19 protein-coding genes are annotated in these 16125 nt (G+C 42.4%); 8 read left to right on the forward strand and 11 right to left on the reverse strand.

All coding sequences use genetic code 11. The annotated features are described in order from the left end of the window. The first annotated feature begins 17 nt into the window (after positions 1-17). Positions 18-737, forward strand: a complete 720-nt coding sequence (locus BS1321_RS14600) for an MOSC domain-containing protein (protein ID WP_063234063.1) — start codon at positions 18-20, stop codon at positions 735-737. A gap of 53 nt (positions 738-790) precedes the next feature. On the opposite strand, the gene mnhG is transcribed toward BS1321_RS14600, so the two are convergent. Genes mnhG through BS1321_RS14635 form a run of 7 tightly spaced genes read right to left on the reverse strand, consistent with a single transcriptional unit; the run spans position 791 to position 6519 of the window. Beyond that, positions 791-1129, reverse strand: coding sequence for a monovalent cation/H(+) antiporter subunit G (gene mnhG, locus BS1321_RS14605; protein WP_063234064.1), 339 nt, complete (start codon positions 1127-1129; stop codon positions 791-793). Further along, a complete protein-coding gene (locus tag BS1321_RS14610) occupies positions 1113-1385 on the reverse strand; it encodes a Na(+)/H(+) antiporter subunit F1 (protein ID WP_370023645.1) in 273 nt (90 codons plus the stop codon). Before BS1321_RS14610 ends, mnhG begins: the two co-directional genes overlap by 17 nt. Positions 1386-1396: 11 nt before the next feature. Then, positions 1397-1873: a Na+/H+ antiporter subunit E gene (locus tag BS1321_RS14615; RefSeq protein ID WP_063234065.1), complete on the reverse strand. Its 477-nt coding sequence runs from the start codon at positions 1871-1873 to the stop codon at positions 1397-1399. A gap of 6 nt (positions 1874-1879) precedes the next feature. After that, positions 1880-3361: a Na+/H+ antiporter subunit D gene (locus BS1321_RS14620; RefSeq protein WP_063234066.1), complete on the reverse strand. Its 1482-nt coding sequence runs from the start codon at positions 3359-3361 to the stop codon at positions 1880-1882. Continuing rightward, the gene (locus BS1321_RS14625) at positions 3354-3695 is read right to left on the reverse strand and encodes a Na(+)/H(+) antiporter subunit C (RefSeq protein ID WP_063234067.1); all 342 of its coding nucleotides are present in this window, start codon (positions 3693-3695) and stop codon (positions 3354-3356) included. The genes BS1321_RS14620 and BS1321_RS14625 overlap by 8 nt, the downstream gene beginning before the upstream one ends. Beyond that, positions 3695-4117, reverse strand: a complete 423-nt coding sequence (locus tag BS1321_RS14630; RefSeq protein WP_063234068.1) for a Na(+)/H(+) antiporter subunit B — start codon at positions 4115-4117, stop codon at positions 3695-3697. Before BS1321_RS14630 ends, BS1321_RS14625 begins: the two co-directional genes overlap by 1 nt. Continuing rightward, complete coding sequence (locus tag BS1321_RS14635) at positions 4114-6519, reverse strand: Na+/H+ antiporter subunit A (protein WP_063234069.1); 2406 nt, start codon at positions 6517-6519, stop codon at positions 4114-4116. The genes BS1321_RS14630 and BS1321_RS14635 overlap by 4 nt, the downstream gene beginning before the upstream one ends. Positions 6520-6851: 332 nt before the next feature. Between BS1321_RS14635 and BS1321_RS14640 the strand changes: the two genes are divergently transcribed. Continuing rightward, the gene (locus BS1321_RS14640) at positions 6852-7409 is read left to right on the forward strand and encodes a DUF5366 family protein (protein ID WP_063234146.1); all 558 of its coding nucleotides are present in this window, start codon (positions 6852-6854) and stop codon (positions 7407-7409) included. Between the two features lie 35 nt (positions 7410-7444). On the opposite strand, the gene BS1321_RS14645 is transcribed toward BS1321_RS14640, so the two are convergent. Further along, positions 7445-9304: a transglycosylase domain-containing protein gene (locus BS1321_RS14645; protein WP_063234070.1), complete on the reverse strand. Its 1860-nt coding sequence runs from the start codon at positions 9302-9304 to the stop codon at positions 7445-7447. 270 nt (positions 9305-9574) lie between these two features. Here BS1321_RS14645 and kapD point away from each other — a divergent pair, with 270 nt between their 5' ends. After that, positions 9575-10198: a 3'-5' exonuclease KapD gene (kapD, locus tag BS1321_RS14650; protein WP_063234071.1), complete on the forward strand. Its 624-nt coding sequence runs from the start codon at positions 9575-9577 to the stop codon at positions 10196-10198. Positions 10199-10238: 40 nt separating this feature from the next. Here the strand turns inward: kapD and kapB are convergent, their stop codons facing one another. Further along, entirely contained in the window at positions 10239-10625 is a 387-nt protein-coding gene (kapB, locus tag BS1321_RS14655) for a kinase-associated lipoprotein KapB (protein ID WP_063234072.1), read from the reverse strand. Between the two features lie 178 nt (positions 10626-10803). Here kapB and BS1321_RS14660 point away from each other — a divergent pair, with 178 nt between their 5' ends. The 4 genes from BS1321_RS14660 to BS1321_RS14675 all read left to right on the forward strand — a co-directional run bounded on the left by BS1321_RS14660 (position 10804) and on the right by BS1321_RS14675 (position 13055). Continuing rightward, the gene (locus BS1321_RS14660) at positions 10804-11394 is read left to right on the forward strand and encodes a peptidylprolyl isomerase (protein WP_063234073.1); all 591 of its coding nucleotides are present in this window, start codon (positions 10804-10806) and stop codon (positions 11392-11394) included. Between the two features lie 135 nt (positions 11395-11529). Then, on the forward strand, positions 11530-11754 hold the full coding sequence (locus BS1321_RS14665) for a hypothetical protein (RefSeq protein WP_063234074.1): 225 nt from the start codon (positions 11530-11532) through the stop codon (positions 11752-11754). Between the two features lie 169 nt (positions 11755-11923). After that, a complete protein-coding gene (locus tag BS1321_RS14670; protein ID WP_063234075.1) occupies positions 11924-12400 on the forward strand; it encodes a GNAT family N-acetyltransferase in 477 nt (158 codons plus the stop codon). Positions 12401-12440: 40 nt separating this feature from the next. Beyond that, positions 12441-13055 (forward strand): PH domain-containing protein, encoded by a 615-nt coding sequence (locus BS1321_RS14675; RefSeq protein WP_063234076.1) that lies wholly within the window; start codon positions 12441-12443, stop codon positions 13053-13055. Between the two features lie 40 nt (positions 13056-13095). Here BS1321_RS14675 and BS1321_RS14680 read toward each other — a convergent pair whose 3' ends face one another. After that, positions 13096-13953 (reverse strand): manganese catalase family protein, encoded by an 858-nt coding sequence (locus tag BS1321_RS14680; RefSeq protein WP_063234077.1) that lies wholly within the window; start codon positions 13951-13953, stop codon positions 13096-13098. Positions 13954-14094: 141 nt separating this feature from the next. Here BS1321_RS14680 and BS1321_RS14685 point away from each other — a divergent pair, with 141 nt between their 5' ends. Further along, positions 14095-14850, forward strand: a complete 756-nt coding sequence (locus BS1321_RS14685; RefSeq protein WP_063234078.1) for a TraR/DksA C4-type zinc finger protein — start codon at positions 14095-14097, stop codon at positions 14848-14850. A gap of 39 nt (positions 14851-14889) precedes the next feature. Here BS1321_RS14685 and BS1321_RS14690 read toward each other — a convergent pair whose 3' ends face one another. Beyond that, complete coding sequence (locus BS1321_RS14690) at positions 14890-16065, reverse strand: MalY/PatB family protein (protein WP_063234079.1); 1176 nt, start codon at positions 16063-16065, stop codon at positions 14890-14892. Positions 16066-16125 lie beyond the last annotated feature (60 nt).

The following is a 16125-nucleotide window of genomic DNA, read 5'->3' on the forward strand; positions in this document are numbered from 1 at the left end:
ATGAAAAGAGGTTTTTTATGCTTGTGGGTCATATACAAGAAATCACCCGTCATCCTGTAAAATCATTCACTGGTGAACAGGTACAGAAAACGAAGGTGATGGACTATGGACTATATGGAGATCGCAGCCATGCCTTTAAAGACAAAAATGGGAAGTTCCTGACGATAACCCAAGTACCGGAAATGGTCCGTTATCAAGCTGTTTTTTCTGGTGAGGAAACCCTTGATCAATATCCGGAAATTAAAGTGAAGACCCCTTCAGGAAACGTGCTGACATGGGGAGAGGAAGCCTTTCAGGAGGAAATGGAACGGTTGTTAAAACAGGAGGCAGCACCCGTTGTTTATCACCCTGCACATATTCCTTTAGGTGCGATTGAAGAAGAAAACATCCTGCTTGTCAGTGATGCCTCGATTGGCGAATTGACAAAGCTTTGGGGAAAAGAACTGGATGGCAGGAGATTCAGGCAAAATTTGGTGCTATCCTTAGTGAACAAAACGCCTTTTTTAGAAGAGCGATGGTTCGGAAAAAGGATTCTAATCGGAAATGAAGTGGAATTGGAAATCAAAAGGTATTGTGAGCGTTGTATGATCATAACTGTCGATCCAAGCGATTCCCATAGAGATCCATCACTCCTGAAAACTGTCGTCAAGGAAAGGAAAAATCATTTTGGCGTATATGCATCGGTCATGCAAACGGGTGAAATCAGAGTGGGCGACCAAGTATTTTTAAAGGATTGAGACAGAAAAGAGCTGCACCTGTAATCAGGGCAGCTCTTTTGCAATGGCATGGATCACCGGGTTTTCTTTAAATCATCCTGGACACTCCGATCCCACATTTTTACGCCAGTATGATAAGCCGAGCGAATGATTAAATGTCCGGCAACAGGGCTGGTCATGAAGATAAAGATGATCGCGAGCACGACCCGGAAATCGAAATGACTATGTTTATAATAAAAATATAACAAGGTGCCGATCAGGATGAACATGATCCCAAGTGTCGAGCTTTTTGAGGCAGCGTGATTTCTTGTATAGACGTCGGGTAGCCGGATGATGCCGAAAGCCGAGACTAAAAAGAGAAAGACCCCCATTAATAGGAATAGGGCGGATAGGATTTCAACGATTGCGGTCATCTTCGATAATCTCCCCTTTCTCAAGGAATTTGGCGAAAGCGACCGTTCCGATGAATGATAGGATTCCGAGCAGAAGAATGGCTTCCAGATATGCGCTTGTATCCATGACAATGGAGGCAAGTGCAACGATTGCGATAAGATTGATTCCCATCGCATCGAGTGCGATGACCCGATCCGGTACGGAAGGCCCTTTGATTAAACGGTATAAGAATCCAATCATGGAAAGCGAAACACCGAGCAACGCGATTTTAAGCATTAGATCGAACATTATTTGCTCACCTCCATAATCGCCTTTTCAAATGTATTTTTAATGCTGTCCACGGCCTCATCTTTGTCGGCAATATCCATCGCATGGATATAAAGAATCCGATTATCTTCCGATACTTCAACGACAAGTGTCCCTGGTGTCAGTGTAATTAAATTCGATAGTATCGTAATTTCCCAATCCTTAGTCAGCACGGTTTCAAATGCGAATATGCCAGGTCTCATATCCAGACTCGGTTTAAGCACAACCTTAAGGACGCTAATGTTGGAAAGTATGAGTTCCCTTGCGAATATGAGCAGTAATAGAACGACGGCATTCACCCTGTTCAAGTAAAAACGATCATTGAAAAAATGACGGAAGACGAACATGATGCCGAGCCCCAATAAATATCCGATGATAAAAGTGCTCCCGTTAAACTCATTTTTCAAAAACATCCAGATAACCGCAAGGAACACATTCAGTAAAATTTGGAATGACATCAGGCACTACTCCTTTAAAACCGCTTTGTTATAGATTTCTGGATTCATTAATGAATCTACAGCTTGTGTAATGAATGGGTAAATCGATTCTGTTCCTACTCCGAATAAAACGGAAATGATGACAAGGAGGACGGCAGGAACCAGCATTTTATTAACCGTTTCATTAGTTAAGGCATAATCAGCTTTTGGAGTTCCCCAAAAGCCATTCATGAATATTTTCATGACGGAATAAAGGACCATTAAGCTTGAAAGCAAGACAACGGCCATTCCAAAGTAGGCTCCTTTTTCTGCAGCTCCCTGAAGAATCAGGAGCTTGCCGGCAAAACCGCTGAACGGCGGAATTCCGGCCAATGATATGGCAGCTATGAAGAAGGTCCATGCAACGGCCGGATATTGCTTGATCAAGCCGCCCATTTCCCGCAAATCATCCGATCCGCTGATTTTGATCATGATGCCAACTAGCAGGAAGAGAGCAGCCTTGATCAGCATGTCATGAATGATATATAGAATGGAGCCCGATAAGGCCTGTTCATTCATGACGGAGATGCCGAATAGGATAACCCCGACGGCGATGATGATATTGTAAATGATGATTTTTTTTACATCCCAATAAGCTATCGCACCAATGACACCGATGATGATGGTCAAGATTGCAAGTATCGCAAGGAAAGTATGGGTGAAATCCTGGTCATGGTAAAACATGAGTGTATAGGTCCTGAAAATGGAATATATCCCGACCTTTGTCAGCAATGCCCCGAATAAAGCCATCACAGGAATGGGTGGAGCATAATAGGACCCAGGCAGCCATTGGAAGAGCGGGAAAATGGCACCCTTCAAACCGAATACGATCAGAAAGCCAATCGCTATCACCGAGATGATTCCAGGCTGGCTGACTTCCGTTATCCTCTGGCTGATGTCCGCCATGTTCAATGTTCCTAGAACTGAATAAAGATACGCCACCATGATGACGAAAAAGGAAGAGGAAAGCACATTGACGATGATATACTTCAATGATTCCCTCAGTTGGATTTTCGTCCCTCCCAGTACAAGCAGCACGTAGGAAGCCATCAGCATGACTTCGAAGAAAACGAATAGATTGAAAAGATCCCCCGTAAGGAAGGCACCGTTTACACCAATCAGCAAAAATTGAAATATAGGATAATAATAATGTCTTTCACGTTCCTCCCCTATGGAGTAAAACGAGTAAAGCAGTATAGCCAATCCAATGATATTCGTGGTCAGTACAAGCAGCGAAGAAAGCATATCTGCGACGATCACAATCCCGAATGGCGCATCCCAGCTGCCGACACCTAAAGCCAAGATACCTTGAGTATGGACCGTAAACACAAGATAAAGGGAAATCGCAATTCCGATAAGAGAGGAAAAAAGGGATATCCCTCTTTGCAGCTTGATTTTTTTTGCAAAGAAAATGAGAAAGATGCCTGTGAAAAGCGGCCATAAAACAGGCATGAAAGTAAGATTATTCATTCGCTTCCGTACCTCTCATTTCTTCCATGTCATCCGTACCGAGTTCCTGGTAGGTCCGATAAGCAAGTACCAGCAGAAATGATGTGACTCCGAAACTGATGACGATTGCCGTTAAGATAAGCGCTTGCGGAAGCGGATCGACATAGGATGCAGCTTTATCACTTAGCAATGGAACGGAACCGCCTTTCAAACCGCCCATCGTCAAAATCAATAGGTGGGCGCCGTGACTGAGCAGCCCAGTACCGATTATGATTCTTAAAATGCTTTTGGAAAGCATTAAGTAGGTCGCACACATAAATAGTATTCCAATGACAATGGCCATTAAAAGTTCCATTATTCACTCTCCCCTATCGTTTGAATAATGGTCATCGTTACACCAACAACCACAAGATAAACACCCAGATCAAAAAGTACCGCGGTATGAAGTGAGATGTGCCCAAGAAGCGGTAGATCGACATAATGATACACATGTGTCATGAGAGGCACCCCGAACACCAGCCCACCAGCTACGGTCAGGCTTGATATGAACAAGCCTGTACCGATCATTAGCTTATAGTCAATCGGCAAGATGCCGGTGACGGTTTTAATGTCGAAAGCGAGCAACAGCAGGACTATGGCGGCTGAAGTCATTAAACCGCCGACAAACCCGCCTCCTGGCGAATAATGTCCCCCTAAAAAAATGGCTACCGCAAACAGCAGGATAACAAAGGCGGCGACTTTCGTAACCGTTTGGAGAATCAGGTCATTTTGCTTCATGATTTATCTTTCCCCCCTGTCAAACGCAATTTAATCATCGCGAATATTCCGAGCGCAGCGATGGAAAGGACACTGATTTCAAACATCGTATCAAGTCCGCGGAAATCAACGAGAATGACATTTACGACGTTTTTCCCGCCTGCTTCCTTATAAGCATTTTCAAGATAGTAATTGGATATGGAATCAAATAGTTTATTGCTGTGTGCCGATAAGGCAATCAATGTCACGATAACTCCTACACCAATGGATATCAGGGCATTATTCAACTTGAATTTCATTCGTTCTTCCTTTCTGCTTGCCATTAACGGAAGGTGGAAGAAACAGAGCAAGAACAGCGCTACCGAAATAGTTTCGATGACTAGTTGAGTCAGGGCTAAATCCGGTGCCCGCAGTAAAACGAAAAATAAGGAAATCGTATAACCGACGGCGCCTAAGATGATAATGGAAGTTAAACGGGATCTTGCAAACAGAATGGCGATCGAGCCAATCACGATGATCGCAGCCAATACCAATTCATATATACCGATCGGGGCAAAATTCACTGTATCCAATTTAAATGCATCCTTCCAATAGAGCGTAAAGCCCAAGGAAAGAATGAAGAAAAGGAAGATTGAAAGCAAATACGTCCGAATCGAACCTGTCATTAATACTTTCATGACGGAGGAAGCTGAGCGTTCGAGCCCTCTTACCCCGTTATCATACAAAGCATTCAGGGATATGCGTTCAGGAATCCACTGAGTGATCTTCTGCCACTTCGGAAGCGTTTTGTATAAAAGGATTCCAAATGCTATGATGCCGACGGTCATCCATACTTCAGTATTGAATCCATGCCAGAAGGCGATATGGACTTGGAAATCCGGACCCACCAAGCTTGGCTGTATGCCGGCTACCGCAGGTTTAATGATCGACGAAGATAGCAAGTTTGGAAAAATACCGAAAACGATGACCAACGAAGCAAGGATGATTGGGGATAGCAGCATCCCGATCGGTGCCTCATGGGGCTTCTTTTCCAATAGTTGTAACTGAAGTTTGCCTGTAAAGGGTTTGAGCACGACGATCATGCTATAAATAAAAGTGAATACACTGGCTACCCATGCCACCACAGGGAACAAAACCCCCCACGTCTCCATATTGAAGATATTCAATTCCAATACATTCACCATGCTGGCTAAGAACATTTCCTTGCTGAGAAAACCATTGAAGGGCGGAAGTCCAGCCATTGAAAAAGCACCTATGACAGCGACGGTGAAAGTGATAGGCATCAACTGCATCAATCCGCCAAGCTTTCTGATATCACGCGTACCGGTTTCATGATCAATGATGCCTGCAACCATGAAAAGGCTGCCTTTAAAGGTCGCATGATTAATCAAGTGGAATACTGCTGCAACCGTGGCTGCCAAGTATATATTTTCCCCTAAAGCTTCATAGTGGAGTGCCGCCGCACCAAGTCCCAAAAGCGACATGATCAATCCGAGCTGACTGATGGTGGAAAAAGCTAGAATCCCCTTTAAATCAGTCTGCTTGATTGCAGAGAATGAGCCCCAGAACAGGGTGATCAATCCGGTGATCGAAACGAGCCAGAACCATAATCCCGATTCTGCAAAAACAGGGCTTAATCGGGCAACCAAATAAATTCCGGCCTTGACCATTGTGGCCGAATGAAGGTAAGCACTGACTGGTGTTGGGGCTTCCATCGCGTCAGGAAGCCAGATATGGAACGGGAACTGTGCGGATTTAGTGAACGCACCAAGCAGCACAAGCAAAAGTGCAGGAATGAAGAGCGAGTGGTCCATAAGTTCCCCGCTTTGGGCTATCAATTCACGTATGCTGAATGTGTTCCCCATAATGGAAAGGAGAATGATACCTCCAAGCATACCTAAGCCGCCAAGCACAGTGATCAGCAGTGATTTCTGCGCTCCATAACGTGAACGCTCCCTTTCATTCCAATATCCTATCAATAGAAAAGATGATAAACTCGTGAATTCCCAAAACGAATAAAGGACAATTAGATTATCGGATAGGACGACACCAAGCATCGCTCCCATGAAAAGCAAAAGGAAGACGTAAAATTGGTTCAGCCTTTCTTTCGCCTTCGATAAATAGAAAATTGAATACAGAACGACGAGTGAACCTATACCTGTAATGAGCAAGGTGAACAAAAGCCCTAGTCCATCTACATAGAAATCAACATGAATTCCGAGAGAAGGAATCCATGTTGCCCTTTCCATAATGATATTCCCTTGTTTGGTCAAGGAAATGAACCTTGAAAAATAAGTGAAAAGGAGAACCGGTAAAATCAATACAAACCATCCTGTATGTATTTGTCGAAATAGTTTGTACAATATTGGCACAATAAGTGCGAATAGAAACGGTGATAATACCGCCCAATGAAGTAAAGACATAAACTCCCCCCCTTTTTAAAACGAAGTCAGTCGTCTTATTATGCTTTTTTCACGCAATCCTAGACGTTTGGAAATCTTCGTTGAATATGTATTTTTTTATCGAATACTTGTCTCGCTTAAAAGTATAACGCAATTTATGTGGGTTTGCATGGCTTTAAAAACAGTGAAGGCCAACTTAAATGATGTTTTATATATAGGTAGAAAAGGAGGGGGAATCATCCTGAAAAATTTATTAAAAAAAGTTTTTCAAGGATGAATTAGTAGAGTATCCATTGTGAAATGGTGGATTATCTTGCATAATATAGGATAAAAGACGCATGGATGGAGAAATCATGAAAAACACTTATTTACTTAGCTATTTACCAATCATTTCAATTCTATTATTTAGCCTCTCCTTTGCCATTTATGGGGAAATGCAAATGCTCAAGTTATTTGGGAATTTGGGAATCTACCAAGGAATGCTGGAGTTTTTTTCTGAAACCGGCATTAAGCTGGCACTGCTGATCGTATTGCTCCTATTATTCTTCATGGTTTTTGCCGCATTGAAGCTGATCTCCGATACGATATTGGAGCTGTCTTTATTATTCTTTTCCAAGGATTCGGAGGGTAAAGCCCTGAACAGTGTAAGAAAGGGATCTGTCATATATGTGATTGGCGGTGCCTGTTCATTGTTCAGTGTTCAATTCATCATCGGGCTTGGATCCATCTTTATCGCAACGAATATTGTGGCTTTAATTTATTTTGTCAATAAGTTAAGCCCGAGTTTGAATTTATCGAGGCTAGTGGGATTGGTTTTCTTTCCAATCTTTGTTTGGACGGCACTAATTTCAATAGTCGCTTATGCGGGATTGAAGCTTTATAACAGCGTTATTGCAAGTCTTCCCATATAGCAAAAAAGAAGGTGCCATCTCGGCACCTTCTTTTTTCACTCGGCAGTCTGGCTGATATCTTTCCAAATCAATACATGGGGTGTATGTGAATAAATGGATTGTAGATTGGATGGCTTGTCCCTTCCGATCCAAACCCCCGTTGTATAGTTTGCGGTCAGACCGACAAACCACATGTCTTTCACATCATTGGTCGTACCGGTTTTACCGCCGACATAATCTGTAGGAAAGTAGGCTTTGCGGGCTGTCCCGGAAAGGGTTGTTTCATGGAGCAGCTGCCGCATCTTGGCTACGGTGCTTTTGTTCCATATCTCCTTGGAGCGGTCTTTCCATTTATAAAGGACTTTACCTTCTTGATCGGTGACTTTAATAATGGCGCGCGCTGGCTGATAGTTTCCGTCATTGAAGGAAGTATAGGCATTTGTCAGTTCAAGGGGACTCATGCCATATTCGAATCCGCCTATGGCAGAACTTGTATGGTGGTCTTTTTTGCTCACCTTTTTAAAGTCGAAAGCATCCAGGTACTTGAAACTCGTTTCCACCCCCGTTTTTTCAAAAATCCTTATGGCGGGTGTGTTATAGGACTGAGCGAAGGCAGTTCTTAGTGTGACCATCCCGTAGCTGTCGCCGCTATAATTCTTTGGACAATAGCTATTGCTGCAATAGCTTGCTCCGCTAACGAGCTGATTGATGTCAGCATCCGTTTCTTCTAAATAGGGAGCATAATCGAGAAGTGGCTTAATGGCTGACCCTGGCTGCCTATAGCCTTGGTAGGCCCGATTGAAAGAATTTTTTTTATAATCTTTTCCCCCAATCAAAGAGACAAGCTCGTGCGTATGATGCTGTATAACCACTAAAGCTCCCTCGATATCATTGACACCGATTTTTGATTGTACGGCAGTCTTTGACTGTGTTTGCAGCTTAGTATCGAGTGCGGTATGGATGGTTACACCGGAATTCAAAAGCTTTTCGACCTTTATATCCAACTCAGCTTCCGCCTGCTTACGTATAGCGACATCAGGGCTTTGCAGGGATTTGTCAAGACCCTCGGAGGATGCCACCAGGTTTTTCAATTCCTGATGAACATACGTCACGTAATCGGGATATAAGTCGACCGGGGTGGACAAGTCTAATTTAATCGTACTTTTGATAAGCTTTTCGTACTCGGCCTGTCCTAAATCACCTTCGGCCACCATTTGTTTCAGTAATCTCTCCTGACGCTTTTTCGTCGCATCGAAATGTTTAAGAGGATTATAGTTTTCCGGATTATTAGGGATTGCGGCCAGGAAGGCAAGTTCCGCCTTGGATAACTCTCCAGTCGGTTTACTGAAATAATATTGGGAAGCAGCTTCGATTCCATAAGCTCCATTACTGAAATATATGGCATTCAAATACAGCTCCATGATTTCCGGTTTTGATTTTTTTCGCTCTATTTGATAGGCGTAAATTAGTTCACTGAGTTTTCGGTTATACGTTCTATCATGTGAAAGATAAACATTCCTGGCAAGTTGCTGGGTTATGGTACTGCCGCCTTGTTCGATTGTTTTATTTTGTGAATTGATAAGAAGCGCCCTGCTTATGCCGGATAGGTCAACGCCTGCATGATCATAAAATTTCTGATCCTCCGTAACGATGAACAGATTTTCCAGGAAAAGGGGGATGTCTTCAAGTTTTAGGTAAGTCCGTTTCCCACCAGTGGAAATTTCACTGATGACCTTTCCATTTGCTGCCTTCATGTAACTATTCTGAGCCAGTTCTATCGATTCAATGGGAATTCGCTCGTCGAGTACATGATAGGGAGATTGCGCTAAGGACCACTCCTGATAGGAAAGGAAAATGAAAAGGATCAATACGGGAACTAAGAGGAAAATCGTGATATAACCAACATACGTGCGCATAGTTCAACTTCCTAACTAATATATTTTTAGTATGTCCTTGGAATGAAGGGATGAAAAAATGGTACTTTTGGTTCATTCATCCATCATAATCCAAATAAGGTAGACAATAAAGAGTTTTGGGTAAATTAGGTATGACTGCAGGAGCCATATCTGAATGGTGTGTAACGATCCTAAAAAAACTTTCTAAATCTTCTGTTATAATATTCTCGTGAGAAAAAAACCATTTTTTGTTTATATGTTGATGTCAGGAATATGAAGGGGGTCATAAAAATGGAGGAACAACAGCAATTTGTATTCATTGATTTTGAATTTACGATGCCGGAAGGAAAAGCCAATCCAGTAGGGTTTTATCCGGAAATCATTGAGGTTGGTTTAGTCACCGTCATTAATGAGACCATTCAGGAACAATTCTCATCTTTTGTTAACCCATCGAAATTTCAAGTTTTAACGGGAAGATGCAAGAAGTTCTTGAACATTACCCAGGATCAGGTGGACAGGGGGATTTCATTTGAAGAGCTGGTTACTTTATTGAAGAAAATAGATGAGCAGCACCCGACGACGATTGTAACCTGGGGAAATATGGACATGAAGGTGCTTCGCCAGAACTGTCAGAAAGCAGGATTGGATTTCCCTTTTTCAGGGAAACAAAGTGATCTTTGCCTGGAGTATAAACGCTTTTTCGGTGATCAAAATCAAACCGGGCTTTGGAAAGCTGTACAGGCCTATGGCAAAGAAGGGACAGGCAAGCATCACAGGGCACTGGATGATGCGATTACGACATATAATATCTTTAAGTTAGTAGAGAAAGATAAAAGTTATATGAAAAATCATGAACCGACGACAATTGGCGATCGCATTGATTTATCAAAGGTATTGAATCATTTAGCGTTATAAAAGCCAAATCATATACTACTGATTTGGCTTTTATCATGCTTTATTTGAAATAATCCGCCGCTAGATCTTCCAGCAACTGTAAGCTTTTGTCATTCCACTCTGTTTGGGCTTCGCTTAAAGTGCCTTTCATTTTCTCAACAGCTTCTCTTAAGGATTCCTTATACTCAGGAATCTCCTCATCAAAGGTCCTTACCATATTCTTTGGTACTTTGGTTTGCTCCCGGAATGCAAGAGCACGCCGCTGATGGAACATGGACACTTCCGTTTGCTTAGGGTTATGAAGATCTCCCTGCATGGGATGCTTCAAGACAGCCAACACTTTAACAAGATATGCAGCAGGTCTGATATCGGTGACTTCCCCGATGTATTTTCCAGTTTTATATATGGCGGTAACCTTATCGCCGATTTTAAAATCCTGTTCTGACATTCCACTACCACCTTTCTTTTAACTTCCTTCATGATACATAAGAACAACGATTTTTCACAGCGAATTTGTTCAATTTCGTAAAGATGCTTTTTTTAAGAAAATCGTGTAAAGTGTACAAATGAAGATGGAAAATGGTGTTTCATGCCATTTTATTTTAAAAAGAAAGAGGTTATGTACAATGACAAACTTTCCACAATTAACAAGTGAAGTTTTGGAAAATGAAAAAGCGGTCATCATGCAGACGACGATGGGCGATATTAAAATTAAACTTTTCCCTGAACTGGCTCCAAAGACAGTGGAAAATTTCTTGACACATGCTGAGAACGGTTACTACGAAGGAATCATCTTCCACCGTGTCATCAAGGATTTCATGCTTCAAGGCGGAGATCCGACAGGGACTGGAATGGGTGGAGAAAGTATCTGGGGAACTCCATTTGAGGATGAGTTCTCCATGCAATTATTCAATTTGCGCGGAGCTCTTTCCATGGCAAATGCAGGCCCGGGAACAAACGGGAGCCAATTCTTCGTCGTGCAAGCCCAGCATGTGGACAGCAGGATGGGTGAGCAAATGAAGCAAGCCGGTTATCCGGAAGAAATCATCAGTGCTTATATGGAACAAGGAGGCACACCATGGCTGGATCATAAACACTCTGTTTTTGGACAAGTGGTCGAAGGCATGGAAGTTGTCGATACGATTGCTAACGTAGAGACAGTTGCGGGAGACAAACCTGCAGTGGACGTAGTCATTAAAGGGATCACCATTTTATAAATAAAAGAGAAGCGAGGGGCTCAGTGCCTCTCGTTTTTTTTAGGTTTTAGTCGATTAGGCCCACTAGTGGATTGTTCTGGTAATTGATATAATGGGATAATGCAGTTTAATTCCCTATCAGGAAGGATGTATCGGATGGACTTTCTCAATCATGCTTTACTGGGTTTGTTTCTTTACTTTCCAGAAGACAAGACTGAATATATCTCGGCTGGTATAACTTGCTTCATTTTTTTAGTGGCAGCCGTTTTTACGATGAGGGCAATTATAAGATATTCAAAGAAGGAAGAAATGAAAACCAAGCAATTCGAAGATGAGGTCACCAAAAGGAACCAGCGCATAAAGGATGATACTATTTCTTGATCCCGGAAGATGATGTGCATCACGAGACCCCGTTTTTTAATATTGATTATCTGAATATGAATGGTATTATGTTTTGTTAGAAGGTCGTAAAGAATAAAATGTTCCCTTATCAGCATAAGCATTTTATACTATAAGCATAGAGATAGAAACTTTGGGGGCGTAATTGGTTATGCAAATCGTAGCGAAAAGAATGATTGCGGCAGATACGGTTAAGGAGTTTTTCATTCAGCACTGGGAGACGACTCAAGTCGTTTTTTCAAGAGGCTTGTTTCATTATGCGGAACTTGAAGGTTTTGGGGTGATGAACGAGAATGAAAAAATCACGGGGCTGGGAACATACAAAATATCCGACCATGTATGTCAGATCATCTCTTTGAATAGTGAGCATGAGAATCAAGGGGTGGGCTCTTCATTGCTTTATGTGATGGAAAATATCGCTAAGGAAAAAAATTGCCATACTATTAAAGCGATTACAACGAACGATAATTTACAGGCAATGAAATTTTTTCAAAAGCGTGGTTATGTCATTTCGGAAATCGTTAAAAACGCCGTGGAAGAATCAAGGAAAATCAAGCCTGAAATACCATTTTACAGTTTTGATGGAATTCCGATCCGAGACGAGATAATATTGGAGAAATACTTATAATAAGGTGTAATTCACCTGAATTTTGATAGGGGGAATAGGGATGTTCAAGAAAATTGCGGCTGATGCCCTTGGTCTTAGTGATATTGGAAGTGTGATTAGTCCTGCCGATTATGACAAGGTGGATGCAGATGACTATATCATGCATGAGGATGGGGAAAAAATTTATTTCCTGATTAAATCGAAAACCGATGAGTACTGTTTCACGAATCAAGCATTCATACATTTGGACGGCACAAGTGCCATAAGTAAAAAGCGTACACTTACAAGATATAGCTACAGCCAGTATACTATTTCCAACGCCACACTTGAAACCGCGGGGACCGTGGATTTAGATGCGGAAATTAAATTTTCGATCGGTGCAAAGACTTTCTCCATTGATGTCCATAAGAAATTCATTGAAGAATTAAAGGACTTGTTCAAATCACTCGTGAAAATATCAGAAATTTGCCATGAGAATGAGTTTGCCCTTCAATATGCCCAGCAAAGCGTAAACCTTGCTTCTTCCACTTTGAACCAGGTTCGCACTGACGGAAGCCAAATGGCTGCAAGTTTCAAGGAAATTAATTCGGCAGCTTTCGAATGGTTGATGGACAGCCGGAAAAAGTACCATGTTAAAGATTTTGGCTATGTTTTTGAGAAATATATCAATAATTAAAAAAGAAGGCGGACACAGAATGATGTGTCCGCCTTCTTTTTTAATTGTTCAAATCACTCAAGCCAGGGCTATGTTCATTTGGCATATCCGGCATTTCAGGGACAGGGAATCCTTTTGGCGGCTCTGTAACAGCAAGGTTTCCGCCATTTCGGCTCGGTGTCTCCCCTTGGAAAACTTCGCCGATTTGAGTTTGATCCAACCTGAAATTGAATTGGGCATTATGGTAGCCTAAATCCACATATTTGCGGCATTCAGGATATTTGTTCAAATCATAATTAGGTACAGGGAAGATTTTCCCCCAGTCAACCCCAAGAGTTTCCAATGCCTTGGCAAATGCATTTTGGTGGGCATTGTCGCGAACCATTAAAAATGCCAGTGTTTCGCGCATTGATTTATTGGAACTCATTTCATAAATCCTGGACTTTTGCAGGACTCCCGTAGATTCAAGCACGACATTGTTCAAAAGGTTCGCCACAAGATTACCGTGATCATAAACCCATGATCCATTCCATGGATTGCCGCCAGCATCGACGGGCAGGGATGCTTTCGCACCGATGATGAAGTGATGGGGGTTTGCGCCGCCTTTGATGACTTCATCCAATGGGGCGCCATCGATAGCGGAATCTCCAGGCATATTCCCGCCAGCACCATTCAGCAGCTGGTTGATGGTTGATTGGACAAGTTCAACGTGGCTAAGCTCCTCCAAGAAGACTCCACGGATTAAATCACGATATTGTTTAGCCTTGCCGCGGAAATTGGCGCTTTGGAAAGAATACTGCATCATCGTCCGCATTTCACCGAATTGCCCTCCAAGAGCTTCTTGAAGTACTTTTGCCGCACTCGGATCAGGCTTATCGGGAACGATCATATTGATTAAGTCTTCTTTATAGAAATACAAATGGAAGCCCCCTTAAATTATTATTTCTAAGTTAGCCTCTGTTATCTGAATTAATTTATTCCTAAGGTAAAAAGTACCTTTATGGAATGGCGGGATGAGAGAAATACTAGAGGGAAGAACGATTTTGAAAGGATGTTGCACATGCTATCCAATCAGCAGCTTAAAGAATTTCAACAGCAATTGCAGCAAACGAAGCAAGAGTTGGAAGAGCGATTAAATGATTCAGGCAACCACGATTTAAGAAGAAGCTTGGAGGATTCGACAGGTGAGTTATCGAGTTACGATAATCATCCCGGAGATGAAGGAACCGAGTTATATGAACGGGAAAAGGATTTGGCCCTTTCCGAACATGATCGGGATGAAATAAGGGATATTGAACGAGCGCTTTCTGCCATCGAGGCAGGTGAGTATGGAAAGTGCGAGGTTTGTTCAAAGGAAATACCTCTTGAACGTTTGAAAGCCGTCCCTACCACGACTTATTGTGTCGAGCATACCCCATCACAGGAAACTTCGAACAATCGGCCGGTGGAAGAGGAAGTGCTGGGACCCCCATTTGGAAAGTTTGATTATGATGACCGGCACGAATCAGTTGCATACGATGCGGAGGATTCTTGGCAAGATGTTGCCAGTTATGGAACATCTGAATCGCCTTCCGATTTTGTAAATCCGCCAAACGATTACGAAGATATGTATGTCGAGTCCGAAGAAAATATCGGATATGTCGAAGATTATGAAAATTTCGTTGGTGTGGATATATACGGTAAAGAGATAACGGTTTATCCGAATTCCCAATATGAAGAATTAAAGGAAGAACTTTTTGAAGAAAATATTCAAACCTCGTTTGGGGACTTGCCACGATATGAGCATGATCCTTATGTTGATGAAGAGAAAGATTGAAAAAGAAGAACCAGGATTCTAAACCTGGTTCTTTTTTTATTATGAAAAAGCCAATTTCAAACGGTTTAGCCCTTCCATCATGACGCTGCGTGAACAACCGAGATTCATTCGAACGAAACCTTCTCCTCCGGGTCCATATTTTGAACCAGGCTCCAATGCGAGCTTCCCTTGATGGATCAGTCGATCCTTAATTTCCTTGTCGGTCAATCCAAGGTCTCGACAGTCAATCCATAAAAGGTAAGAGGCTTCCGGATGCATGACATGCAGTGAAGGAATTTCAGCAGCAATGAATTCCTCTGCCACTTTTATATTTTCCTCAATGTAGACAATCATGTCTTCAAGCCATTCCAGGCCCTCTCGATAAGCGGCCTCCATTGCTGTTAAGGCAAAGATATTAAGACCATGGAAGGCCAGTTTCGTTTGCGCCTTTTGCAGTTGCTTCTGCAATTTTTCATTACTGGCGATCAGGAATGAAGCCTGAAGGCCGGCAATATTGAATGTTTTGCTTGGCGCCATCAATGTAACGGTTATGTCCGCTAATTTTTCTGAAAGCGAGCCGATCGGATAATGCCTTGATGTTGTATGGAATAAGTCAGCATGTATCTCATCACTGACGATGACAACATCATATTTTTCACATAGCTCACCGATTCGCAAGAGTTCGTCCTTTGTCCAAACGCGTCCGCCAGGGTTATGCGGACTGCAAAAAAGGAATAGTTTCACTCCGCTTTTCAGCTTGTCCTCAAAATCGGTGAAATCAATCTCGAAGCGGTCCTTTTCCATGATAAGGGGACTATTGACCACTTCCCGGTCATTATTTTTGATCATATCAAAAAATGGGGTATAGACTGGAGATTGTAACAATATTTTATCGCCCGGGTTCGTGAATGCTTGGATCGTTGTACCGATTGCGGAAACGACGCCGGAACTGAATGAGATCCACTCTTTATCGATTTGCCAGGAGTGCCGGTCTCTAAGCCAGCTTTGAATTTCTGTGAATACCTTTTCAGAAGGGACGGTATAGCCGAAAATTGGATGGTTCAAGCGTTCCATCAATGCCTTTTGAATGCCCTCAGGAGATGGGAAGTCCATATCGGCAACCCACATTGGCAGAACATCTTCGCGCCCATACAATGATGTGAGCGAGTTTTTATCCCATTTTGCAGACCCTGAATTTTCCCTGTTTATTTGTTCTTCAAATATTGACTTGTTCAAAATATCCACCGCCGAATAAAAATTTGTCGTCTTCGCGAAAAGCCTGTTGTTATGATACTA

The sequence above is a fragment of the Peribacillus simplex NBRC 15720 = DSM 1321 genome (assembly GCF_002243645.1).
GTDB classification, from domain to species: Bacteria; Bacillota; Bacilli; order Bacillales; family DSM-1321; genus Peribacillus; species Peribacillus simplex.